Origin of the sequence: Planococcus liqunii (assembly GCF_030413595.1) — a bacterium.
In the GTDB taxonomy this organism is placed as follows: Bacteria; Bacillota; Bacilli; order Bacillales_A; family Planococcaceae; genus Planococcus; species Planococcus liqunii.
The window spans coordinates 1883371-1907987 of record NZ_CP129238.1 but is presented as its reverse complement, the minus strand read 5'-3'; the positions used below and the strand labels follow the sequence as shown (position 1 = coordinate 1907987).

General features: G+C 45.0%; 24 protein-coding genes. 5 read left to right on the top strand and 19 right to left on the bottom strand.

All coding sequences use genetic code 11. The features are described from left to right. Positions 1-24: 24 nt before the first annotated feature. The 14 genes from QWY22_RS09675 to QWY22_RS09610 all read right to left on the bottom strand — a co-directional run bounded on the left by QWY22_RS09675 (position 25) and on the right by QWY22_RS09610 (position 14296). Entirely contained in the window at positions 25-1008 is a 984-nt protein-coding gene (locus tag QWY22_RS09675; protein ID WP_300984218.1) for a ring-cleaving dioxygenase, read from the bottom strand. 466 nt (positions 1009-1474) lie between these two features. Continuing rightward, positions 1475-2032 carry a hypothetical protein gene (locus QWY22_RS09670; RefSeq protein WP_300984217.1) on the bottom strand — a complete coding sequence of 186 codons (558 nt, stop codon included), beginning with the start codon at positions 2030-2032 and terminating at the stop codon, positions 1475-1477. Between the two features lie 231 nt (positions 2033-2263). Continuing rightward, positions 2264-2803 carry a PadR family transcriptional regulator gene (locus tag QWY22_RS09665; protein WP_300984216.1) on the bottom strand — a complete coding sequence of 180 codons (540 nt, stop codon included), beginning with the start codon at positions 2801-2803 and terminating at the stop codon, positions 2264-2266. 43 nt (positions 2804-2846) lie between these two features. After that, on the bottom strand, positions 2847-4034 hold the full coding sequence (locus tag QWY22_RS09660; protein ID WP_300984215.1) for a YhgE/Pip domain-containing protein: 1188 nt from the start codon (positions 4032-4034) through the stop codon (positions 2847-2849). A gap of 250 nt (positions 4035-4284) precedes the next feature. Continuing rightward, the gene (locus tag QWY22_RS09655; protein WP_300984214.1) at positions 4285-5127 is read right to left on the bottom strand and encodes an ABC transporter permease; all 843 of its coding nucleotides are present in this window, start codon (positions 5125-5127) and stop codon (positions 4285-4287) included. After that, positions 5124-6125 carry an ATP-binding cassette domain-containing protein gene (locus tag QWY22_RS09650; protein ID WP_300984213.1) on the bottom strand — a complete coding sequence of 334 codons (1002 nt, stop codon included), beginning with the start codon at positions 6123-6125 and terminating at the stop codon, positions 5124-5126. Before QWY22_RS09650 ends, QWY22_RS09655 begins: the two co-directional genes overlap by 4 nt. 202 nt (positions 6126-6327) lie before the next feature. Beyond that, the gene (thrS, locus tag QWY22_RS09645; RefSeq protein WP_300984211.1) at positions 6328-8274 is read right to left on the bottom strand and encodes a threonine--tRNA ligase; all 1947 of its coding nucleotides are present in this window, start codon (positions 8272-8274) and stop codon (positions 6328-6330) included. Positions 8275-8994: 720 nt separating this feature from the next. Further along, a complete protein-coding gene (locus QWY22_RS09640; RefSeq protein ID WP_300984209.1) occupies positions 8995-9291 on the bottom strand; it encodes a hypothetical protein in 297 nt (98 codons plus the stop codon). 92 nt (positions 9292-9383) lie between these two features. Beyond that, positions 9384-9791 carry an NUDIX hydrolase gene (locus QWY22_RS09635; protein ID WP_300984371.1) on the bottom strand — a complete coding sequence of 136 codons (408 nt, stop codon included), beginning with the start codon at positions 9789-9791 and terminating at the stop codon, positions 9384-9386. A gap of 116 nt (positions 9792-9907) precedes the next feature. Next, positions 9908-10306 (bottom strand): hypothetical protein, encoded by a 399-nt coding sequence (locus QWY22_RS09630; RefSeq protein WP_300984208.1) that lies wholly within the window; start codon positions 10304-10306, stop codon positions 9908-9910. A gap of 41 nt (positions 10307-10347) precedes the next feature. Further along, positions 10348-11769, bottom strand: coding sequence for a cardiolipin synthase (gene cls, locus QWY22_RS09625; RefSeq protein ID WP_367281301.1), 1422 nt, complete (start codon positions 11767-11769; stop codon positions 10348-10350). Between the two features lie 105 nt (positions 11770-11874). Then, positions 11875-12258 carry a hotdog domain-containing protein gene (locus tag QWY22_RS09620; RefSeq protein ID WP_300984207.1) on the bottom strand — a complete coding sequence of 128 codons (384 nt, stop codon included), beginning with the start codon at positions 12256-12258 and terminating at the stop codon, positions 11875-11877. Between the two features lie 192 nt (positions 12259-12450). Further along, on the bottom strand, positions 12451-13449 hold the full coding sequence (locus QWY22_RS09615; RefSeq protein WP_300984206.1) for an alpha/beta hydrolase: 999 nt from the start codon (positions 13447-13449) through the stop codon (positions 12451-12453). Between the two features lie 85 nt (positions 13450-13534). Beyond that, positions 13535-14296 (bottom strand): creatininase family protein, encoded by a 762-nt coding sequence (locus QWY22_RS09610; protein ID WP_300984205.1) that lies wholly within the window; start codon positions 14294-14296, stop codon positions 13535-13537. A 179-nt stretch (positions 14297-14475) separates the two neighbouring features. Between QWY22_RS09610 and QWY22_RS09605 the strand changes: the two genes are divergently transcribed. After that, complete coding sequence (locus QWY22_RS09605) at positions 14476-14991, top strand: cysteine hydrolase family protein (protein WP_300984204.1); 516 nt, start codon at positions 14476-14478, stop codon at positions 14989-14991. A gap of 185 nt (positions 14992-15176) precedes the next feature. Here the strand turns inward: QWY22_RS09605 and QWY22_RS09600 are convergent, their stop codons facing one another. From QWY22_RS09600 to QWY22_RS09580, 5 genes are all read right to left on the bottom strand, one after another. After that, entirely contained in the window at positions 15177-15455 is a 279-nt protein-coding gene (locus QWY22_RS09600) for a hypothetical protein (protein ID WP_300984203.1), read from the bottom strand. Between the two features lie 42 nt (positions 15456-15497). Further along, complete coding sequence (locus QWY22_RS09595) at positions 15498-17060, bottom strand: AMP-binding protein (protein WP_300984201.1); 1563 nt, start codon at positions 17058-17060, stop codon at positions 15498-15500. After that, positions 17050-17910, bottom strand: a complete 861-nt coding sequence (locus QWY22_RS09590; RefSeq protein ID WP_300984200.1) for an SDR family NAD(P)-dependent oxidoreductase — start codon at positions 17908-17910, stop codon at positions 17050-17052. Before QWY22_RS09590 ends, QWY22_RS09595 begins: the two co-directional genes overlap by 11 nt. A gap of 225 nt (positions 17911-18135) precedes the next feature. Next, positions 18136-19431, bottom strand: coding sequence for a M48 family metallopeptidase (locus QWY22_RS09585; RefSeq protein WP_300984199.1), 1296 nt, complete (start codon positions 19429-19431; stop codon positions 18136-18138). A 151-nt stretch (positions 19432-19582) separates the two neighbouring features. Next, a complete protein-coding gene (locus QWY22_RS09580; protein ID WP_300984198.1) occupies positions 19583-20398 on the bottom strand; it encodes an undecaprenyl-diphosphate phosphatase in 816 nt (271 codons plus the stop codon). Between the two features lie 242 nt (positions 20399-20640). Here QWY22_RS09580 and QWY22_RS09575 point away from each other — a divergent pair, with 242 nt between their 5' ends. From QWY22_RS09575 to QWY22_RS09560, 4 genes are all read left to right on the top strand, one after another. Continuing rightward, a complete protein-coding gene (locus QWY22_RS09575; RefSeq protein ID WP_300984197.1) occupies positions 20641-21027 on the top strand; it encodes a MerR family transcriptional regulator in 387 nt (128 codons plus the stop codon). Between the two features lie 40 nt (positions 21028-21067). Then, the gene (locus tag QWY22_RS09570; protein WP_300984195.1) at positions 21068-22372 is read left to right on the top strand and encodes a hemolysin family protein; all 1305 of its coding nucleotides are present in this window, start codon (positions 21068-21070) and stop codon (positions 22370-22372) included. A 67-nt stretch (positions 22373-22439) separates the two neighbouring features. Continuing rightward, complete coding sequence (locus tag QWY22_RS09565) at positions 22440-23495, top strand: hemolysin family protein (protein WP_300984194.1); 1056 nt, start codon at positions 22440-22442, stop codon at positions 23493-23495. Positions 23496-23676: 181 nt separating this feature from the next. Then, on the top strand, positions 23677-24591 hold the full coding sequence (locus QWY22_RS09560; protein ID WP_300984192.1) for an iron-hydroxamate ABC transporter substrate-binding protein: 915 nt from the start codon (positions 23677-23679) through the stop codon (positions 24589-24591). Positions 24592-24617: the final 26 nt, after the last annotated feature.

Below are 24617 nucleotides of genomic sequence, written 5' to 3'. Positions count from 1 at the left end.
TTCGATCTTATAAATTATGCCGGCTTATAAATATTCTTTTTCAAACGTGCGGGTGCTGCGTACCGTATCAATCGGGCGAACCATGCTTTCGATTTGCTCGCGTTTCGGCTCCAAAAAAGGCGGCAGCGATAATTTTTCGCCGACTGTTTCGTAAGGTTCGTCTCCCATGAAACCAGGGCCGTCTGTCGCCCATTCAAATAAGACGCCATTTGCTACACGCGCATAAAGCGATTCAAAGAAGAAGCGGTCCACGTAGCCGGAAGTACCAAAACCGAACCCTTCCATGCGGTCGATCCATTCTTTCAAGACAGCTGTATCCGCTACTCGGAACGCTGCATGGTGAACAGTGCCAAAACCTTGGCGGCCGGCTGGCAGGATGACGTTATGCTCGACGATCACTTGAGCACCGTTTCCGCCTTCGCCCACTTCGAATAGATGAAGCGAACCTTCTTTTGCCGTTTCACGCATCAGCATCGCTTTTTCCAGCACTTCTTTAAAGTAGTCGAATTCTGCAATCCGGACATGGATCGGGCCAAGTCCAGTAATGGCAAATTCCAATGGCACCGGGCCGTTTTGCCACGGAGTGCCGGATGCGACGCCTTCGTTTAGTTCATCAGAAACGAGCATGTATTGCTGATCGTCAAAATCGACAAACGATAATGTTTTCTTGCCAAACAATTTCTGAATGCCTTTATGTTTCACTTCGTATTTATCAAAGCGTTTAACCCAATATGCCAAGGCTTCGTCCGTCGGCACGCGGAAAGCTATTTTGTAGATTTCGTTCGTGCCGTGCACGCCTTTTGGAATGCCCGGGAAATCAAAGAACGTCATGTCTGTTCCAGCGGATCCTTTGTCATCTGCAAAAAATAAATGGTAGGTCTGAATATCATCCTGGTTAACCGTTTTTTTCACTAATCGCATGCCCAAAATATAAGTGAAAAATTCGTAGTTCTTTTCTGCGCTGCTAGTAATGGCCGTTACGTGATGAATCCCTTTAATTTCGTTCATGTTATTCTCTCCCTTTAATCAAGTTCATTATCTCGAATTCGAGATATATAGTTAAAAAAATAATGGCGCATGTAAATGCTGTAATTTATCTTTAATTCGAGATAATCATACCATGTCCTTTTTCCAGCGTCAACTATTTCTGTTTCTTTCTCTAATCGATTGGATAATCGTTTTGATGATGCTACTACCCTCACACAACAAAGAATATTCGGTAGGATCCAGGCTAGTTGCAATCCTTGTTTTTCATACTATACTTCTACATGCCATTATAATGAGAGCCGGAATCTTGTTTAACTTGTCTATCTTACAGTTCTTTCTCATTTTTCAGCCTTTCGACTTCGGATTCAAGAAAACCTAACCGCTTGTGGATCCGGTAAAAAATCGGCAAATAAGCCAATACGATAATAATCATCCACCCCATCTAACCACTCCTTCCAATCCATCGGTATTAAATCCGTTCTGTTCCTCAATTCAACAACGAGATAATTTCCTTCGCATTCTTATCGTAAAGATAAATCTCCAGAAGGTCCGTTTCTTTAAGGTTCGCCGGCAACTTTTTGTAAATGATAAACTGTTTGCCTTCCGGAACCACTGAAGAAAAATCGAAATCCTGTTTGCTTAATTTTGCAGTCATCTGCTTTATCTCGGCCTTTGGATTTTTCCCAATGAAGACGCCGTACATTCCTTTATCCGTTTTGACGTCATGATAGGACACCATATTTGTTCCCCATCCGGAAACGTTGATTTTATATTTGCCGTTCCAGCCTTTTATTAAATGGGCATAGCCGATATTTTCATCTGGTGTTTCGAATAAAACAATTTTAGAGTTTGTGTTTTCCAGCTGTTCAGTGCTTATGAGCTTTAGTTGGAATTCAGTGCTGTTCCCTTTAGATTGCCATCCTATTAAAGCTGACTCAATGTCAGCTCCGGTATCTTCTATTGTATATTGATTGAAATGATTTGCTGCAAATCCAACAGGAATCAAAAGAAGCAACAACAATAACAAAGACCATTTTTTGCTCATCCAATGTCACGCTCCTTTTATTCAAAAGTTTCCTATTTCTGCTGTTCATTCGATCCCAATGTCTTACTCTTATTATACTGGTAAATGTGGAATAAATTTCAAAATATTTGGCATCTTACATATCATTATTTAGATAAAGATTTTCATTTTACTGCTTCAAACTAAAAAAGCCGGCTGATCATTGAAATCAGCCGGCTTTTTTAGTTGCGATTTTTAATTTGTCTACACATGTTACATCTTATGATTCTGTATCCGCTCGATCAATTCTTCTAACCATTGTTCGGTTTGTTTCGCTTTGCTTAAGGAATAGTCGGAGATAAAGTCAACTAATCCTTGTTTTGAGTCAACGACTTTAAGCTGGTTGGCAGACTCTCTGATGAGTTCCCATTTCTCATTATGTTTTTGCAGCTTCTCTTCCAAAGTGTCAACGATCCGGTCACGGTCCACATGTTTCAAGTTAACAAGGCCGACCATCATTTCGTTGATCTCCGTTGTGTTTTCGAACAGCTTGTATATTTTTTCAGGCAATTCTTTTCGGCCTTTTTCCGTGATGGCAAATACTTGTTTGTCGGGCCGATGATCTTCTTTGACGATTTCCACGACCTCGATTAATCCTTTTTTCGCCAGCGAATCAAAATGATAGTATAGCTTGCTTTCGGTGAGCCCTGTAAATACATCAAATGGAATGGGTTCCGAAAGCTGTCGTTTCAATTCATACGGATAATTATTGCCTTCAATCAATTTGCTCAAAATATATATTTGGATGGACATAAGGTTTGCTCCTTCAGCGGGACTTAAGCCCATTGTAGCAGTTTTAGGCAGTGATTTCAGCCGAAGCTGGAACAGTCTCTGCCTGCGCTTCCGTCTCTACAATCGAAACAGGCTTATGGAACAAAGCCACAATCAGGATGTTGATGATTAAAGCTGCTGCGCCGATTGTTGCCATCATCACTTGGAACGGCTCAGCGCTCACACTGCCGTATAAGTTGGCCATATAAGCCTGTACCGAATAATACATTGGGGAGATGTAGCTCATCCATTCATACGGCAAATACATCATTTCGCGAGGCATGGTCGCTCCATTCGCCAGTGTTTGGATCAAGAGAATCGGCAAGTTCAAAACCATGCCGCCTTCACCTAATAAGAAAATCGTGATTGCTGTGAAGTTGAAGCAGACCATATAATTCAAAACTTGCTGCGCGGCGAGGCCTGCGAACATTTCTGCTCCGTGGCTGCTCACCAGATAGGCGACACTAACACCTATTACAGAAGACACCACAGCAATTAACAAGGCCGTTAATTGAACATACAGGAATAGGCGCGTCTTGCTTGCTTTGCCCCGGCTTTCTCGGAAAGCCGCAACCAATTGCATCGCACCGATCATCGCACCGGTGTAGCCAGCCATCGTCAAGAACATCGGCAGCATATTATTGTGCATGCCTGCCGGAACTTCGTTGATGGTCACCATATTGCCGGCATAAGCCGTTTCAATCATTTCCGCCATCTCTGTTGCCTGCGCTTCCGGGATGTTCAAGTTCATCAAGACCCCTTGTGCGGTTTGAGTCGATAATTGGTTGCTTAATTGTGTGTTGATCTGATTGACAATTGACGTCATTGTAGACGAAACGACTGTGGAGCTAGCCCCGTTCGTTGTAAAATCAATGCTGGAAGAAGTCTCCCCGTTTTGCATATCAGCTGAAAAAGTTTCAGGGATATGGATGACCAATGCCAGCATATTTTTTTCCAATTGTTCCGTTGCCTGTTTATTGGTCAACCCGGTTTCGATTTCTTCAAATGGCAGTTTTTCCGTCAGCTGTTCCGAAATTATTGTGCCGTATTCGCCGGCATCGTCGTTGACCATGGCAATCGGCAATTGATCGATATTATTCGGAATAGCCGAATATCCGGGGATGAAAATGCCAAGCATGGCAACTGCGTAAAAGATTCCCATGAAGATGGACGCAATGGCTCCTTTTGTTTTTAAAAACTGTGTAAACTTCATTCTTGTTTTCCTTCTTTCGGATAAGAGTTTTAATTTTAATAAAAGTACTTTAATTAAAGTACTTTCAGTTAACTACTTTTGGAATTTTACGCTTATCCCTTCATAAAATCAATCCTATATTAAGGATCAAACCTTAATTATTTTAATATGTGGCGAAAATAAAAAAGCTCAGACATAATCTCATGCCTGAGCTTTTGCTCCTTAAATAACTTACATATACTTGCTTTAATCCGGATAGCCGCCTGCTTTCTTATTCTTTATTCCGATACAGATACATCGTAAACGGCGCAAAGATGGCAGTCAGAATCACCGAAACAACCAATACCCAAATGATTTGTTCGGCCGTCACCGTACCGTGCATAAATCCACGGACCGCCGTGGCGAGGATGGATATCGGATTGATGCTCACAAAACCTTGCAGCCAGGACGGCAAAGTGGAGGGGTCTACAAAGACATTGCTGATAAAGGTCAATGGCATCATGACCAGAAAACTGAGCATCATCAATGATTTTTCGGAGCGCACTATCAATCCGAAAGCTGTCCAAATCCAGGAAAAACTGAATGAGAAAATGAGAATCAATGCAAGAGCCCCAAGCACCCCGATAAATCCGCCTTCCGGCCGGAACCCAAGCAGCAGGCCGAGGCCAATCATGATAATAGAAGCGATGGAATAGCGGATGACATCAACCAGCAAGGCCCCGATTAATGCAGCAGGCAGCCAGATCGGCAAGGTGCGGAAGCGGTCAAAAATGCCTTTACGGATATCGTTGTTCAAATCAATGCCGGTGTACATCGTAATCTGCGACACGGTCATGACAAGAATCCCCGGCAGCAGGAATTGAAGGTATTCAGCAGTTGAACCGGCAATGGCGCCGCCGAACAAATACGTGAACATTAGCAGAAAGATAACCGGAAATAACGTAACATCAAACATCTGCTCCGGCACATGTTTGATGCGCAGCAATGCACGAGTGGCGAAAGCTCCAATGGTCGCTAATACGGTAGGGCGAGCAGGACGTTTGCTCGAAGCAATGGTTTCAGACAAGGGAAACTCAACTGTTCTTGACGCATCTTGTTCGATGTAATCGGTCATGATGTCTCCTCCTCAGCATCCGCTTCTCCCTCAGCACTATGCCCAGTCAAGGAAAGAAAGACTTCATCCAGACTGGGTCTGCCGAAAGAAAAGTCACTGATGGCTATTCCTTCTTTTGCCAGTTCACTTATGGCTTCCGCAACAAGGGCTGGATCGTTGATCTGGGCAGTCACCGACGCGGAATCCCCGGAATGATGTACAGGTGCTAAGATCTTTTGTTGGAGCAGATTCGCTGCTCGTACACGGTCTTCCGGATGGGCTAGCTGTATATTTAATGTGCCGCTTCCTACGGCGGCTTTCAATTCACTGCTTGTCCCTTCCGCGATGATCTTCCCTTTATTGATAACGGCAATCCGGTCCGCCAGCTGATCCGCTTCTTCTAAATATTGAGTTGTCAGCAGAACCGTTGTTCCTGACCCGACAAGCATACGGACAATATCCCACACCTGGTTGCGGCTTCTCGGATCCAAGCCGCTGGTCGGTTCATCGAGAAACAGCAAATCGGGCGTTACGACGATACTGGCGGCAATATCAATGCGGCGGCGCATTCCTCCTGAATACTTTTTCACTTGGCGTTTAGCCGCGTCTTCCAAGCCAAAAGCTTTCAATAATTCACTTGCCCGCGCCTTTGCTTCCCGGCGGCTGTAGCCCATCAGTTTTGCCATCATGGTGAGGTTTTCCATCCCCGTTAAATCTTCATCGATTGAAGCGTATTGTCCGGTCAAGCTGATGCGGCTTCTGATTTCATCGTTGTCCTTGCCGAGGTCATGGCCAAGAACATGGGCAACTCCAGCGTCCGGCTTTAACAAAGTGGCCAGCATGCGGATGGTCGTTGTTTTTCCCGCACCATTCGGCCCTAAAAATCCGTAGACCATTCCTTTAGGGATGGCTAAATCCACTCCATCAACGGCACGCTGCTTTCCGTAAATTTTCACAAGACCTTTTGCTTCAATGGCCAGGAAGTCTGATCTGGGCAACTGCTTTGCAGATTCCAACATTCTCACCTTCTCCATTCGATTGGTCTATTGGCGCAGCAATATGTATATTGAAAATCTCTCAGAAGAACATATGTTCTTAATATTCTGAATTCCCTTATTTTTTTATTATAAACCTCGAAAAAGGAGGATTTCCATCTTTTTTTGAAGGAAATCCTCTTCTTGAATCGTTGCATCCAGCTTGTAAAAAATCATTAATTGATGATCAACTAAACTCAGGCTGCTCGTGCTCCATGTGTAAGCTTTTTGATCCAGCTAAAGCCGCCACTAGCTGAATGAATTCTTCGACAGCCATTGCTCTTGATTCCATATTTCCATGTGAGCGGACGTTTACTTGCCCACTTCCTTTTTCGTTGTCCCCAATAACCAGGATGAAAGGAATTTTTTTCATTTGGGCCTCTCTCATTTTATATCCTAATTTTTCATTGCGTCCATCCAGGTTCACCCGGATACCGGCCTTCTTTAATGCCATCCGGACTTCTTCTGCATACTCCAGATGGTGCTCGTTGGAAACCGCAATGATCTGCGCTTGGACAGGTGCGAGCCAGACAGGGAATGCGCCGCCGAAATGCTCGATGAGAATGCCAAGGAACCGGTCAACCGATCCAAAAACAGCCCGGTGAATGACAATCGGCCGCATTTTTTGGTTGTGGGCATCCATATAAGATAAATCAAACTTCTCCGGCATCTGGTAGTCCAATTGGACTGTCGCACATTGATGGCTCCGGTTCAGCGCATCTTTAATGTGGATATCGATCTTCGGCCCATAAAAAGCACCGTCTCCTTCATTGATGCGGTAGTCATAGCCCTGTTTGTTTAAGACGTTTGTCAAAGCCCCTTCCGCTTCATCCCAAAGTTTTTCATCTCCCATGTACTTTTCCGGCCGAGTGGACAATTCGATGGCATACTCGAAACCGAAAGCAGAATAAACTTCATCGATCAGTTTTAGAGCTTCAGTAATTTCGGATTCAATCTGGTCCGGCCTTACAAAAATATGGGCATCGTCCTGGCAGAATGCGCTTACGCGAAGCATGCCGTTCAAAGCTCCGCTGAACTCATGGCGGTGGACTTGGCCGAACTCCGATAGCCGAATGGGCAGGTCGCGGTAGGAACGGAGCTTGTCCTTGAATATCAGCATATGGCCAGGGCAGTTCATCGGCTTCAGCGCAAACGCCTGGTCATCTACTTCGGAAAAATACATGTTTTCTTTGTAGTGGTCCCAGTGCCCTGAATTTTCCCAAAGCCGGCGATTCATCATGATGGGAGTCCGGACTTCCTGGTAATCGTAAAATTGCTGGAGCCCCCGCAAAAATTGCTCCAGCTCATTGCGGATCACATGGCCATTCGGCAAATAGAACGGCATGCCCGGCGCTTCTTCTGAAAACATGAACAGCTCCAATTCGCTTCCGAGTCTGCGGTGATTCCGTTTCTGAGCTTCCTCCAGTCCAAGGAAGTACGCGTCCATTTCGCTCTGTTCAGCAAAAGCCACTCCATATACCCGCTGCAGCATCTTGTTGCTGCTGTCTCCGCGCCAGTATGCACCGGAAACCTGAGTCAATTTAAAAGCTTTCAAAAAGTGTGTGGACGGCAAATGCGGTCCTCGGCATAAATCAACAAACTCTCCTTGCCGGTACACAGTTATGGCTTCTTCTTGCGGAATATCAGCCAGCAATTCCAATTTCAATGGATCTTCTCTGAATATCTCTTCTGCTTCCTCCCGTGGCACTTCTTGCCGTTCAATCTTCACATTTTCCGAAACAATCCTTTTCATCTCTTTTTCGATTTTTTCCAAGTCCAGATCCGACAGCGATTGCGGCAAGTCAAAATCGCAGTAAAAGCCGTTGTCAATCACCGGCCCCACACCAAAACTCACTTCTCCGTAAAGCCTTTTGACAGCGTGGGCCATAATATGGGACGCCGAATGCCGCATAATTGCAACGCCTTCTGGTGAATGCAGGTCAATAAAGTTGATTTCTGCGTCACTTTCAACCGTTCTTTGAAGATCCATAGCTGAACCGTTTACGATGGCTGCGACCGATTTCTTTTTCATGCTGGAACTGATAGATTCCGCAACTTCCTTCAGCGATATCCCTTGTTCGAAACTCTTTTGTCCACCATTTGGAAACTTAACCTTCACTTCTTTTCTGCTCATCCTGAACACCCCTTTTTTAGAATAAAAAAACACACGCATCCCTAAATAGGGACGAGTGTGTTTTAAACCCGCGGTTCCACCCAGCTTCCCGCCAACTTCATTAACGGAAGGTGGCGGCTCTGTTTCAGCTTTATCGCAGCTTCTGCGGTATCCGCTACTGGTGGTTCACGGGTACTGCTCAAAGGGGGTGACTTTCTCTGCAGCGTTAGGAAGCTTTCAGCTCTGCTTTCCTTCTCTGTAAACCGTTAAGAGAAATCCGTGTCCTTGTCATGGCATTCTTTATTCAATGGCATAAAAAAACACACGCATCCCAATAAAGGGACGAGTGTGTTTTGGACCCGTGGTTCCACCCAGCTTCCCATCAGCGTTTGCAGGCAAATGCTGATGGCTCTGTTTCGGCTTTATCGCAGCTTCTGCGGCACAGGCTACTGTTCAGTACACCTGTACGGCTCAGAGGCGGTAAAGTGATCCGTTCAAGTTAGGAAGCTTTCAGCATTGCTTCCCTCTCTGTCAACCGTCCGGAAAATTCATGTCCTCGTCATCGCACTTAAAATATCTTTTTCTTAATATAATCGGCGCTCCATTTTTTGTCAAATGAAATTTTATCAACTGTATCTAAGTAGAACACTAAATGGATTTAGCTGGATCAGCTAAATAGATAATACGGCTTTTTATATCCGACACAAATTTTCCAGCACATTATTGATTCGGCACTTATTATTAAAAAAAGTAGCTACGGTAATAAACGAAAATAAAGATAACTGCATATAACGTATAAGCAGCAGACGCATAGATAGGTGCTTTGCCGAATTTCGCATGCCGTTCCTGTTCAACTTCCATATACGGCTGGCTATTAAAAAAATCAGTTAAAAAATTGTTAGGCGCAGTTGCAAGAATGCCAAGAACGCCGACCGGCAATGCTAAATCGATAAAGCTAAATTGAAAATAATAAGATGAGATAAAGTTAATAAGCGCTAAAATGGTAATTGTTGTTATAAAATAAAGTAATTTGACCAATGTCTTTCCTCCTACTTATGATAAAAAATATTACCAGTTTATAGAAAGGAAAACAATAGCTGCTTGAAAATATATACCAAACCTCCTGTGCTTCAAAACTCGATATAGAATGGCTGTTCATTTTCATCTAAACAATGTTCAATTCTTTGGCTGAAATTTTTCCAGGTAACTATCTTTAATGCGGTTTCAATTGGGAAAAATCCTACTTCTAAACTTTCCGCTGACAGGGTTGGTGTTCCTGCAATCGGTTTAGCCAAAAACAGCGTATTGCATATAGAATCGCTGACATTCTGAAAAACACCGCAAAATTTCAGCACTTCTATGTCAATGCCGGACTCTTCTTTTGTTTCGCGGATTACGGCCTGTTTTAATGATTCGCCCTCTTCCACTTGCCCTCCCGGTATTTCCCAGCCTCTTCGCGGACCTTTGATCAGCAATATTTCGCCTTGTTCATTCAATACAATTGCTGCGGCAGATACGATGTGTTTAGGGAGCGCCATCATATCGGCTGCGCTTATGCCCTGACTTGCCACTGGCTTCTCACTTCCTTTTGTTTAATGCACCGCTTCCTGCTGGCCCTTTAAGCGCAAACATGCGAACCGGATTGCTTGCCAACTCAGTCGAGCACCTGGATTTCAATCACTTTTTTCGTATAGGGCAGATATTTGGCTTCACATGAAAAACTGCCTTCTTCTATTTTTGGAAAATCATTTGTTCCTGTTTGGAGAGCAAGCCCGCCGACAGTGAACTCTACCCATGAATTTTTCCCGCCATCATAATGTGTCCAGATGCATTCGCCTTTTGCTGTTTCAGCATTTCCGGACAACAGATGAATAAAGTCCAAAGAACTTAGCACAAAAAAATACAAACTGATCATCAAAACCAAAGCTGAACCGGCTAGAACAGATTTCGTTTTCGGCTGGCTTTTTTTGTTCTTCCAGAAGTAAACAAACACCGACAAACTGCCGAGAACCAGCACTGATTGAAATAAAAAGCCAAGGCTAAAAACAATCATCACTTCACTCCGTCCCATCACTCAAATCGACTGAGATTTTTTCAGAGAATCGGTGCTACCAACTGAGCCACCTGCAGCCTGAAACGCTTGAAAAGCGAAAGCTGCTCAAAATATTCAGAAGTGAGTTCTTTGGAAAGTTTGCTGTCATTTAAAAATAGGCGGACCATATCCTCTGCCGTTTCAGCATCGTAAACGAAGACATTCGCTTCGTAATTCAACGTAAAACTGCGGACGTCCATATTGGCTGAACCAACAGAAGCTACTTTTCCATCAACCACTACTGTTTTTGCATGGAGAAATCCGTTACTATAGGCATAAATTTTCACTCCCGCCATCGCTAGTTCTCTGGCAAATGACAAACTTGCGCTGTACACAAATATATGGTCAGGTTTATCCGGAATCATGATCCGGACGTCAATGCCGCTGAGTGCGGCCGTTAACAGGGCATCTAGAACCCCTAAATCCGGAACTAAATAAGGCGTCTGGATATACACCGATTTGCGTGCCTGGGATATCATCCGCAAATAGCCGTTTTTGATTTGATCAATTTCTTCATCCGGACCGCTGACCACCACTTGCATTCCCGCGCCTTTCTCATTGTTTATCAGTGGGAAATAATGTTTTTCTTGTTTAAGCGGATATTTCTTGGAAGTTTCATTCCAGTCTTTTATAAACCAGTGCTGGAGGGAATGTACCGCATCCCCTTCAATGCGGAGATGTGAATCGCGCCAGTACCCAAACTTTTCAACTTTCCCCAAATACTCGTCGCCGACATTAAACCCGCCGTTATACCCTACTTTCCCATCGATGACAGCTATCTTTCTATGGTTCCGGTAATTGACGCGCGGGTTTCCAAAAGGCAATTTGGAGGGAAGTGAAGCTGCTGTTCTGCCGCCAGCCTTTTCAAATGCATCGAAAAAATTTCTGGGCAGCGACTTTGAACCAATGTCATCATACAGCACCAACACTTGAACGCCTTCCTCCGCTTTTTTCGTCAGAAGTTGAAGCAGGCGTTTTCCGATATCATCATTGTTGATGATATAGTATTCCAGATGGACATGGATTTTTGCGGCTTCAATGTCCTTGAATAAAGCTTCAAACTTCCGCTTGCCATCGCTGAAAATCTGAAGGCGGTTGTTTTGTGAAAATGGAGTGGTTTCGCTTCTTAAATTCATTCGGATCAGGTGCTGCCAGTCTTCGGCAACATCGGAAGAATAGTTAAAAGAACCTTCATCAACTTCTGCCAGCTGCCGTTCCGTAAGTGCTTGCAGATCTGAAATTGAAGCATCTGACGCATGCCGCTTTTTGTTTTTTCTATAGGGCTGCCCGAACAATAAATACAGCAGCATTCCCAAAAAGGGAAGGAACAGCAAAACCATAACCCAAGCCCACTTGGAAGACGGTTTTTTGCGTTCAATAAAAAGAACAAAAAACGCCAGCACAATATTAGCAATTAAAAACAAAGTGCTGATTGTATACCACCAATCAATAGAATTCCACCATTCGGAAGCAATAATAATTACCTCCTTTCTTTAAGCATTCCTTTTCTTTACCCTAAAAAGCTGCCACTAGTCACGTCTTAATATGACACCTGAGAAACTCCCTTTCAGCACTTCTTTTCCATGCTGGTTGGTGCAGGAAAAAGGGGCAGTAATGCGGGCACGTTTTTCCTGTTGTTCAAAATGGCTGATGGTTACTTCACAGCGAATTGTGTCTCCGGTATATACAGGCCGCAAAAACTCAAAATTCATATGGCGGGCGAGCACATTGTGGTCCCCGCCTATTTTTGTCGGTAAGGTCGCTGTCAGCAGTCCCTGTACAACCAGCCTCCCTTGTTCATCCTGCTCAAGGTGATGAATCCCTTCGTCTCCGGAAATCTGTGAAAACAATTCGATATCTTTTTTCGAAAAATTGCGTTCAAATATGATGGTTTCTCCTACAGCAATAACCAATTATTTCCCTCCTTCATTTTCACCAGATGGGCTTAGTGCACACCATGGCCTCTCCTTTCTCTTTGAAGTTACCCCCGTACTGTTCACAAAACGGAATTTCCTTTTACAACCGTATGTTGCTATTCCTCCTCTGCAGCATCGTTAAAAGGCTTGAATCCGAAGTGTACGTGTTGTGCACCGAGTAAGACTTTTTCAAAAATGCACATCACTTTTCACCGGGTGGTTTTGTTCAGCGAAATAATGGTCCACTGCGTAATTAAAGGATTCGATGAAAAAGGCAGTGGCCTTTTTGCTCAGTTCTGCGTTCGGATTGATGATATCAAATCCGTGGTAGCCGCCTTTAAACAGTTGGAACCTGACTGGCACGCCGGCTTGCTCTAAATTTTTTACATATTCAATAGTTTCATCCTTGAACGGTTCAATGTCTCCTACGAATGTGGCCGTAGGCGGCAGCTTGCTGTAATCTGTCGCCCGTGAAGCAGCCGCATAAACCGGCACTTCTTTGCCGTATAATTCTCCCAGATACAGCTTCCATGCCCACCGGTTTGTGTCAGAATTCCAAATGGGTGCATTATTGTCTTTTGCTGACTCTGTCGCCATGCGGTCATCGAGCATGGGGTAGAGCGGCATTTGAAACGCGATGTTCACTTCCCCGCGGTCTCTCGCAAGGAGAGTCAAAGCGGCAGTCAATCCCGCTCCTGCACTTTCCCCGCCCACAATCAGCTGATTGCTACGAAGTCCCAATTCTTCTGCATGGTCTTTCATCCACAGAAGCGCGGCATAACAATCATCCAGTGCCGCAGGGTACGGCGCTTCAATCGACAACCGGTAATCCGGTGCAATGACGACGCAGTCGCGGGCTTGGATCAGCCTTTTGTAAGTTGCCGAAAAAAGTTCCGGAATCCCCTGGGAATATCCGCCGCCATGCAGCCAAAGGACCCCAGGAGCATTTTGAGCTGGATCGAGCGGTTTATAAATGCAGATGCGGAGCTTTGATCCGTCTTTGCGCGTAATCCATTGTTCCGAGAAATGCAGGCCATCGACTTTTTGCCCTTTGCGGTTTTCCGTCTGCTTTTTGATGGTATGCATAAATTTAATGTATTTTTCTTCACTGGATTTCTTTAATAAGAGATTGTACAAAAATCCCCGTAGCCTTAATTGCTTGTCAATCATTTTGTACGTGACTTTCACTGCTTCTCCACCTTATTCTTTAGAATATTCCTTCGTACTTAACTGGTTTAGACGCGTATTTAGTTGAAAACCTCCAGTTTTGTCGTTAACCTTTAAAATCCCTTTGTACAGCTTTGACGATTTCATCGGACATCAGTTCCAGGAACCACTCGCCCCACTCCGCTTCCGCTTGCCGTGGGTCGCCGATAATGCCCACGTCGGAAAGCCCGACAATGCCGTGTTCAAATAATTTTGCTAAGACTTCTTCGGTCATTTTCCCAATAAAACCAGGTGTCGCTTTTTCCATGTCAACCTGATCTGGAGCGATGTGCAGCATGACTGATGTTTCCATCGCGCCGCCATGCCCGCAGCTGCCTTCTGCTAAGTTATACTTTTTCTCAAATTCCGCCATGAGTCCCATCAGTTCCATCAAGGTCAATGCACTACTGAATTGCATATCCGGATGCCGCTTTTTCAGGCTTTGCACAATCTTTTCGTTTTCATTAAAATTTCCGCCATGGGATGAAAAAATCACGACCTTCTTGAACCCATGGTTCTGGTAACTGGTGACATAGTCTTCAAGAAGACCCCGGTAAACTTCAGGGCGCAGCGTCAGACTGCCGGCCATCGGGATGTGGTGTTCAGATAGGCCAGGCCGGATCACCGGAGCCATTAAAGCGTTTCCTAATTTTTCAGCAACTAAAAGTCCGGTTGCTTCGCCAATCAGCGTATCCGTCAGTTCGGACAAATGATAGCCGTGCTGTTCAACCGAAGCTGTACAGATGATGACGGTGTCCATTCCCGCACCTATTTTTTCTTTTATGGCTGGCCAGTTCATACACTCAAGCAAAAAATCATTTAAGGGCAAAGCGATCCCTCCAATAGTCAATTTAGTCTTTTTTAAGTTTTCGCTATGCACAGCTAAAATCCCTTTCTTGTAATGTCTTTGCCTAAGTTTGCAACCCGTGGCATTTGCTTAGCAAAAGAAAGGATTCTGCCTGAAAATGCCGAATATCCTATTGAAGAAGTGAATTGGAGGGAAGCAGAATGGACCATACTGCGCTGCTCGTTATAGACGCTCAAAACGAGATGTTTGCTGAAGACAATCCGGTATACAACAAAGATGCCTTGCTTGAAAACCTGAAGAATTTAATTGAAGGGGCACGTTCCGCAAATGTCCCTGTCATTTTTGTCCAGCACAATGACAGGGCTTTAGTTGCCGGCAACCACGATTGGCAAATCCATATGTCTGTTCAGCCGCTCAACGGAGAAGCCGTCATACAAAAAACAACGCCGGACTCGTTTCACAAGACGGGGCTTCAAGATGCCTTAAACGCGAAAAACATTCAGCATCTCGTTCTCGCCGGCAACCAGACCGAGTATTGCATTGACACAACTTGCCGACGAGCTTACAGCCTTGGCTACAAAGTAACTTTGGCTAAGGATGGGCACGGCACATGGGACTCGGAGCTCTTAACTGCCAAACAGATTATTGACCATCACAACGATGTGTTAAGTTCTTTCGCAGAACTTAAAGAGGCAAAAGAGATCCAGTTTTCCTGAGGAAGTGTTCAGCTGGCTGAGTGAACACTGCGATTCGATCTTCATGGCCAGCTTCTCGATAGGCGGTACTTTGGCGCTTCATATGATGGCTTTCTTCAGGAAAGACGAATAATTTTTAGAGGACAAACCAAAACGGAACGGCGGTCTTTCAATCCCGCCGTTCCGTTTTGGTCTGTCAAATTATTTTAAGGCTCTTGAAATCCATAGATAGCGACCAATGTGACGAAGATATAAAAGGCAAAAATTAGCGAGTTCAATAAAACCAGATAAAATCTCACATTGCCTTTAACACCCAGCCGCCCCAGTACGATTCCGGCTGCTCCCAGCATCATGGGGAAATAAAAGTTTACCGAGAGAAGCAAATCAAACCAGTCGGCTCCACCTGAAGAATACGGAAGGGCGAGCGGCAAAATCATGAGCAGAAAACAAAACCCAGACCCGATCGAATACACTTTTTTCAGCAAAATATTCCTTCTCCCTTCCGCCATTCATAAATCCATCTATACTTATAGGCGTCTCTCAAGCAAATGAAGTTCCCCCCTTTGAAGCTTTTTCCGATCCAGTTTGCCGACCGAGGTATAAGGAAGTTCCTTCACAAAGACGATTTCCCGGGGCACTTGAAAATCGGCCAGTTGCGTACGAAGCCACCCAATCAGTTCTTTTTCGTCCAGTGTACATCCTGGAGAGCACTGGACAAAAGCTTTTAGCCGTTGTCCCCGGTATTTGTCTTCAATTCCAATTACCGCAATATCATCTATAAGCGGATGGACAGTGGCCGCTGTTTCGACTTCCAGTGGATGAATATTATTCCCGGCACAAACAATCACGTCATCGGTTCTTCCGCAGAAAAAATAATAGCCCCGATGGTCCCGGTATCCGCAGTCCCCCGTATCAATCCAGCGAGTTTCCTTGTTTTTCATCGACCAGTTGTTTCGGAGGAAAAACTTTCCCGCCACTTCATTTCCCGTTTCTTTTCCGTCCACCATCACCCGCAGCTTTCCGCCGCGGATCAGCCGGCCAAGCGTATCCGGATTATAGGCGAGATCATCCGGTGTTGCAATCATGTTAAGCCCTGTTTCTGACGTCCCGTATAAATTGTACAAGACATTTCCCAGCCGTTGTTTTACTTCCTCAACCAAAACCGGATTCAGTTTCGAGCCGCCGGAGGCGATGCACTTGAGAGAGCGCAAATCTTCTGTATTGTGCTCCAGCATTCGATGGACCATCAACGGAACGACTGTGGCAACTTCAACCTGGTGTTCCTGGATCAGTTTGCAGGCTGCAGCAGCTTCAAAATGATCCTGGATCGCCACTTTCTTTCCAAGTGCAAAAAGAGCCAGTAAAATGGCGATGCCATAGCCGTGGTAAAGCGGGGTGGCGATAAAGGCCGTTTGATAGTGTGCAAGCTGCAAGCGGTCGAGCAGTGCACAAAACGGCTGAAGAAATGTGAAAATTGAAGGCTGGTGGACCACTTGTTTCGGCTTTCCGGTCGTACCACCGGTCAATAAAACGATCTGGCTGCCGGACACCGGGTTTAAAGCCTCTCTTTCATTCCGCTTCTCCTGCACGAGTAAACTGACTGCCGGCTTGCTTTCGTGATAGCTTAACAGCTTCTCCTTGCAGTAGCTTGAGGCCTCAACCAGGCCAGTAAATTCTTCGTCATAAATGAGGAAGTCGAATTGCTGTTCTTCCAGCATCCGGTTGAATTGGCTTTTGGACATCGAACTGTTCAGCAGATAAAGCCTCGCACCCAAACGGGACGCGGCAAACAAAGCTTGCACCAACGATGCGTGGCTGTGGCAGAAAAAAGCGACTTTCTGGCCGGCTTCGATTCGGTAACGCGCTTTCAATTGACCCGCGAGATTTTCACATCGCTCTTGGAGTTGCGAGTATGTGAGCATTTCCCGGCTGTCGGAGAGTGCTATTTTGACGCGATCCTCTTTTCCAATAAGTGAAAATAAAAGCATCAGATTGATGCCGTTTCGCCGAGCGGCCCGTGCGAAAAAGAACAGCTTCGCAGGCGACAGCAGCTGAAGATGGAACAACAGTTTCAATAAGCTATTCGCCAACGGTTCCTGCCTCCTTTTTCTTTACCGAGCGTGAAACAAGCATGTCTAGAGGCCACTTGAATACCAATGAGGCCAATTCCCCTGGACCCAGCCACCACGGCTTGTAGACTTTTCGGTTATGGCAGATGGCGCGTCCGATGATTTCTGCTACATGCACCGGCGACATCGCCGGCTTCCCAAGATATGCTGCAGTTGGCGCAATCATCGGTGTTTTCACTAACGGCAAATAAATGCTGGAAGTGGAAATGCCCCGGACTTTTAATTCCGGTGCAGCAGAACGGAGCCATATATTAAATGCGCCTTTGGAAGCCTGATAAGCAGCCCAGTACGGGACAGGATAGAGCAACGTGTTGATGGTGGAAACATTGACAATATGACCCTTCTTTTTTGCCAACAAGGGAATGGTCGACAGCAGCAATTGCACCGGTGCAAAATAATTGATTGCCATGGTGCGGGTAAAATCATGGTACCGGTCGAGTGATTTTGAAATGGGCCGGTTGATCGAGAGGCCGGCATTGTTGATGACGATATCCAAGCCGTTTGGCAAGGCATGAAGAAATGCGAGCAAACTTTCCATCTCTTCTTCATTCCGCAAGTCCGCTGGAAAAATGCTGACGGCAGCTGGCCCTTTTTCGATTTTCGCTTTGATGTGCTGCAGTTCTTCCTGCCTTCTCGCTACTAAAATCAGGTGCATCCGAGCTTTTCCGAATAAAAAAGCCAGCTCTCTGCCAATTCCGGAACTAGCTCCTGTGATTAAAACGGTTTTCCCTTCCAGTTCCTTTATTAAATCTGAAAGGTCAAAGCGGCGCGGCATAAACAGGAATCTTTCCAGCAGCGTGTAATTGTACATGTGTAGCCCACCTTCCTTTCCAACAGCAGCGCTGCAGTTTCCTGCGCTTCCGAAACTTTATCTGCGATTCTCGTTATTTATCTGCGATCCCAGAGATTTATCTGCGTTCGCTCCTCAAACCTTACTTTCCGGCTTTTATTCACCCAGAATCTGTTTATAAAAAAACAGGAGCCACTCATAGAGCACCTCCTGTTTGTCTGTTTCAAATCCTTTTATAAAAAGCGATCAGTAGTTTTCGGATTTCACCATTTCGAAAAATTCCGCTTCTGATGCGGCCCCTACTAACTCCATTGGGGCCATTCCATCCGGACCGATAAGCGTCGGGTCAGCCCCTTTTTCCACCAGTAATTTTGCTGTGTCGTATTCACTGTACATAACCGCATTGCCGAGCGCCGATGAATATATGTCGGCAGAGTTTGGATCGGCTCCTGCTTCAAGCAAGGAAGATGCGATGGCCGCATCTCCCGCATAAACGGCATACATCAGCGCATCTGCCCCGTCCGAATCTTTCTCTTGAATGTCAGCACCTTCAGCAATCAGCCTTTCGACTTCAGCCTGGTCGCCCAAGGAAGCAGCTGTCATTAATGGCGTTTCTCCTTCTGCCGCAAAAGGATCTGCAAATAGCGGATCTTCCAGCGCGTCCGGCATCAGCTGGGAATAAGCCACTGCCCCGCCAGTTAATAGTGCGATAGTTAACATGTATACGCCGAGCAAGCCGCCGAAAATCAAAGCTGCTCCTAAAGCGATTTTGCCATGGCTTTGCGTATAAACAGGCACGCCGCTTTTATCAAATTGTTCAAGCGCCTGAATGCGCTTAGGCAATCGCGGATGCGACGACAGCACTTCACTGAGCCAAACAAAACTATTCGATTCAGTCGCAATCTGCTCTCTATAGGCTTCTTCATTTACTTCAGTGTACATTTGCTTGCCGACACCGAGCAAAGTCAGAGCACGTTTGGATGCCGCAACGTTTTGAATGGCATAAGCCGCATGGCGGTCGCACGTATATTCACAAGAGCGGCTATACGCCTGGCTTAAAAACGGAATAAAGCCGGCCGGCAAAATCAAAATATTTTTCCATACATGGCGGCGCTTCACATGCGCCAGCTCATGGGCGATGATGAAATTCAACTCGTCCATGCCTTGTTCGCGTGCCAACTCAAACACTTCCGAATACAGCACGACCATATTCCGACCGAAAAAGCGTGTGGCAAATGCATTCAAAGCGCCTTCCGACTGAATAACAAAAACATCCGGCACGTTTTTAATTCCCATTTCCTTGGACAAGGCCTGTACATTTTCGTACACGTCCGGGAATTGGCGCTCGTGGATCCGGATACCGTTTCCGCGAATCGAACCGAGCATCAAGGCATTCGAAAACAGTATAAGTGCCAATACGCTTAAAGCAATTGCGATGCCGATGATCGATACGATAGCCAATACATAAATCAAAATACTGAAAATCAAGCTGATAATAAAATAAACGGTTTCTCTATCCGATTGGATATTTGAATTGGCCATTATTTCCTCCCGTTAAATATGAAATATCTTACATATATTAGCATATAATACCCAACAAAAGAATGTTTATTTTTGATATTTCATTTTAATATTTACACACGCAAAAAGGCATTTCCGAATTTGTTCGGAAATGCCTTTTGTATAAATGTTATTAAAAAAAGATCAGCAGCAAAGTCCCTGCTAAAAAGCAGTAATACGTGAAATAAATCAATTTCCCGTGCTTCATGATGCCCATGAACCAGCGCATCGCAAAATAGGACATGAACAGCGTTGCGATAAAGGCTGCTGCATAAGGAACCGCTAAAGCCGCTTTATCCGGTTCATCCAGAAAATCCGTAAAGCCAAGCACCACGCCGCCTAAGCTGACCGGGATGTAAAGCATAAACGAAAAGCGCAAAGCCGTTTCCTGCTTTAAGCCGACTGCAATCGCCGTGATGATGGTTGCACCGGACCGGCTGATTCCAGGTGTCAAAGCGACTGCCTGTCCCAACCCGACAAGAATCGCATCTTTAGCCGTCATGGTTGACTCGTCTTTCTTCCCTTTCATATTGCGTATCAGGAATAACGCAATTCCTGTCACAAACAACATAAGAGCGATGGTGGTCATACTGACGCTTTCGGCAATAAAATCGCTCAATAGAACACCCAGGACACCCGCTGGAATTGTGCCAATGACAATATAGCAGACAAAAAGGAAATCGCTTTTGTAGGTTTGTTCTCTTGTTCTTATGTATTGGATTGAATTGACTGCGAGACGCGCAATATCTTTCCGGTAAATGAACATGATCGCCAATAGCGATGCCGTGTTTGTCAATATCGCGAAAGTGAAGCCCTGTTCGCCGAGCCCGAGTATTTCGCTCGCAATCATAACGTGCCCGCTTGATGACACCGGAATTGGTTCCGTAAACCCTTGGACGATTCCGATCATCACCATTTTAAGTATTAAGATTAAATCTAATTCTCCCATAAGCCCTCCTTAATTTATCCATTGTTAATATCAACGTTCTTTGCCGCCAGATGTTTCACCTTTTATCGAACACACAATGTTCTAACTTATTTTCAAGCAAAAAATGGCGGAACTATGGCAATTTTCCTAAAGAAACTTTTAAAAAAGGCAAAAAGCATAACGTATCACTGTATGGTTTTTGATGCCTTGTGATAAAATTTTTTTAACTTGAAGAAGGAGGCGTGTGCATTGGGAAGGATTTAATGAAAATCGGTGAACTTGCGAAGTTGAGCGGCGTATCGACGCGAACAATTGATTACTATACGAATTGCGGCCTCCTTGCTGCAGAACGTACGAAAACCAATTACCGGATGTACCCGGAGTCTGCCTTGCAGACAATTGAACGAATTCAGTTATTGAAAAAGCAGCGGATGTCGATTTCAGAAATCAAAGACGTTCTTGAAACAAACGAAAATCCCCAAACCGAATTGCTGGTGGAAGAAGTTTATGAAGAATTTGAATGCCTGCAGCGAAACATTACGCGCTTGGAAGAACAGCTGAAAGATGCGCCAAGCCATGTGAAGTTCCAAATCAGCAAAGCACTGGAAAGCAAGATGGTTGCCATCGCTTCCCTCCTTGCGCTGCTGTAACTATTATCGGAGGTGAATCCCTCGAACCGAGGGAAAATTAGTGGACATAATTACATTGTTGAATTTAGGGTTATTGGTTATTTTAATTGCGTTAACCGCTTTTTTCGTAGGATCGGAATTTGCGGTCGTAAAAATCCGGATGTCCCGGCTTGATCAATTGATCGCAGAAGGCAATAAAAAAGCGATAACGGCCAAGAAAGTGGCAGGCGATCTGGACTATTACCTGTCCGCCTGCCAGCTCGGAATCACCGTAACGGCACTTGGACTCGGGGCACTCGGAAAACCGACAGTCGAGCGTTTGATGTATCCGATTTTTGAGTATTTTGCGGTTTCCGATGCTGTCGCATCTGCAGCTTCCTATGCCATCGCGTTCATGCTCGTCACGTATTTGCACGTGGTCCTTGGCGAGATGGCACCCAAGACACTGGCCATCGAGTATGCAGAAAAAATGTCTCTTTTGCTTGCACCTCCCCTTTATTGGTTCGGTAAAATCATGAAACCTTTTATCTGGGCACTCAACGGAGCGGCGCGTGTATTGCTTAGAACATTTGGCGTCCAGCCGGCAGGACATGACCAAGCCTATTCAGAAGACGAACTGAAAATCGTCATGGCACAAAGCTTTGAGGGCGGCGAACTCAACGAAACCGAATTGTCTTATATGGAGAACGTCTTCACATTCGACGAACGGTCCGCTAAAGACATCATGGTTCCCCGTACCGAATTGGTGACACTTGATAAAGATATGCCGCTTGAAGAAATTGTGGAGACACTGGATGAAAATAACTATACGCGCTATCCGGTAACGGAAGAAGGCGACAAGGACCGCATTATCGGTTTTGTCAGCGCTAAAAAGATGCTTCCCCACATCGTCGCCGGACGCCCTTGGCAGCTTCAGGAATTTGTGCGTGAATTGCCGACAGTTTTTGAACAAACCGGTCTGCAGGATGCTTTGCTGAAAATGCAGCAAGCACGTGTCCATATTGCGATTGTTGCAGATGAATACGGCGGTACAGCCGGCATGATTACGCTTGAAGACATACTGGAAGAAATCGTCGGAGAAATCCGCGATGAATTTGATGCCGATGAACAGCCCGAAATTAGCCAAGTCAGCGACCATCAATATTTGATCAATGGCCGCATGCTTTTAAGAGATCTCGAAGAACGCTTTGGCGTGGAGTTTGAGGAAAGCGATGATATTGATACCATCGGGGGCTGGATTCATTACAAAACCGCTGGAGAAGTGCAGACAGGCGAAACACTGACTGAAGAAAGCGGTTTATGGACAGTCACTGAAATGGACAATCAGCAAATCAAACAAGTCATGTTTCATCAAAACCGCAAATAAATCGAAGCCACTAATCTTTCGCTTAACTACTTAATGGAGGTGAATCCCCCGTTTCGGGGGAACCGTATTGGACGGACAAATAACAATTAACTTAATACTGGTCGCTTTAATGATCTTAGCGACCGCATTCTTCGTCGGTGCCGAATTCGCAATTTTGAAGGTGCGCATGTCGCGGATCGACCAACTTATTTCAGAAGGCAATAAAAAAGCCATACGCGCGAAAGAAGTGGCAAATAAGCTGGATTACTACCTTTCTGCCTGTCAGTTGGGGATAACAGTGACAGCACTTATCCTTGGGGCTTTAGGGGAACCGACCGTCGAAAAAATGCTGCACCCCGTTTTTGAATATTTCGCAGTACCGGAAGCATTAGCTACCGCCCTTTCTTATGCAATCGCCCTTGGAATCGTCACTTTCCTTCACGTTGTTATCGGAGAATTGGCGCCTAAGACTTTGGCAATTCAATATGCGGAGCGAATGACTTTGCTGCTTGCTCCGCCGCTTTACTGGTTCGGTAAAATTATGAACCCTTTTATATGGGTGATGAACGGTTCTGCCCGTCTATTCTTGAAACTTTTTGGAGTAGAACCCGCTGGACATGAAGAAGCCCATTCAGAAGAAGAGCTGAAGTTGATCATGGCGGAAAGCTACAAGAGCGGCGAAATCAATCAAACCGAATTGACGTACTTGAAGAACATTTTTGATTTTGATGAGCGGATTGTCAAACACATCATGGTTCCCAAAAACCAGATGATAACAGTTGATAAAAGCTTGGATCAATCAGAATTCTTTTCTGTCATTGATGCCCATGAATTTACCCGCTATCCCGTAACAGAAGGAAACGACATTAACAATGTAGCAGGTTTCATCAATACAAAAGAGCTGTTGACCAGCATGGCAGCCGGCAGGGCCCAAAAAGCGGAGTCCTTCCTGCATGCAATGCCGCGATTCACTGAAAACACGCCGATCCAAAAAGTGCTGACTTATATGCAGCAAAACCGGATTCACATGGCTGTTGTGACGGATCAAGCCGGCAAAACCGCAGGGCTCGTAACAATGGAAGATATTTTAGAAGAAATCGTCGGTGAAATCAGCGATGAATCTTTTGAAGCTGGCACTGTTTAATCTGCAATTCGCTTGAACATCATATAAGGTAATCCAAACAATCCCTTCCTTTTTATTTGGAAGGGATTGTTTTCATTCGCTAAGCTTTTCATTCGATTAAAAAGATTATTGACAACAAGGAATTTTTTCTATATTATCAATAATTGATAATGATTATCATTGTCAAAAAGGAGATGTCATGATGAAGAAATTTTTATTGCCATTCCTGCTTTTATTGGTCCTAATCTTAGGTGCCTGCAGTGAAAAAGAAAACAAAAGCTCATCAGCCGAGGCTGAAAAAGACACAGAAACCATTACATATGAGTCTGAAACCGGACCTGTAGAAGTTCCGAAAGATCCTAAGCGAATCATCGCTTTGACAAATGGCCCGAACGTGCTTGCACTGGAAGGTAACATTGTAGGAATCGATGAGTGGACGAATGCCAATCCCCTATTTGCAGACAAACTGAAAGATGCAGAGATCGTCACAGAAGACAACCTCGAAAAAGTCCTTGAATTGGAGCCTGATTTGATTATTGCCGGTTCCCACATGAAAAATATCGACAAATTAAGCGAAATTGCACCGACTGTCGTTTACACTTGGGGCAAACTGGATTACTTGGAACAGCAAGTTGAAATCGGCAAATTGCTGAACAAAGAAAAAGAAGCGACGGACTGGGTATCAGACTTCCAGGAACGTACAGCCGCAGCGGGTGAGAAAATCCGTGCGAAAATCGGTGAAGATGCAACAGTTTCGGTCATCGAAAGCGGAAACAAAGAATTTTACGTGTTCGGCGACAACTACGCACGCGGCACAGAAATCCTTTACCAGGGTATGGGCTTGAAAATGCCTGCTAAAGTAGAGGAACTGGCACTTGAATCGGGCGTTTATACGTTCTCTTCTGAAGTGCTTCCTGACTTTGCTGGAGACTATGTCATCTTCAGCAAAAACCCGGATGTAGACAACTCGTTTACGGAAACCGAACTTTGGAAAAACATCCCTGCCGTGAAAAACAGCCAAGTGTTTGAAATCAATACGAAAGCTTCTACTTACAGTGATCCTATTACTTTGGAGACGCTTTTAACGTACTATGAAGATTCTTTTCTCAATAACTAACAAAAAATAAAAAGCCGAATTGGTGT